We start from the raw sequence: 370 nt of genomic DNA, 5'->3' as shown, positions 1-370 counted from the left end.
TTTGCTGGACGCGGCACTGCACGGGGCCGCGCTGCACTGGCTGGACGGCACACCGAGCGGCCACAGCAACCTGCCGTTCGCCTGGAACGGCGTCCGCCTGCACGCCACCGGCGCCACCGACCTGCGGGTACGCGTCAAGCTGGGCGACTCCGGATCGCTGTCACTTGAGGCCGCCGACCCCACCGGCGCGCCGGTCGTCTCTATCGGCCGGCTGCAGGTGCGTCCCGTGGCGGCCGACCAGTTGTACGCCGGGTCGGCGAAACAAGACGGGCTCTACCGGGTGGAGTGGTCACCGCTGGATCCCGTGCCGGCCCCGCGCGAGGCATGGGCGGTGCTCGGCGACCGCCCGCTCTACGACACACTGCGCCAA

Annotated in this window: 1 protein-coding gene; it reads left to right on the top strand. The window is 72.4% G+C overall.

Annotation, left to right across the window (positions count from 1 at the left end):
* A partial coding sequence (locus tag HCK04_RS40685; protein ID WP_168066732.1) for a polyketide synthase dehydratase domain-containing protein occupies nucleotides 1–370 on the top strand: 370 nt, incomplete at both ends.

The organism is Microbispora sp. CL1-1 (assembly GCF_012034195.1).
Taxonomy (GTDB): domain Bacteria; phylum Actinomycetota; class Actinomycetes; order Streptosporangiales; family Streptosporangiaceae; genus Microbispora.
Note: the sequence above shows the minus strand (reverse complement) of the source record. Positions and strands in the feature narration are given on the sequence as shown.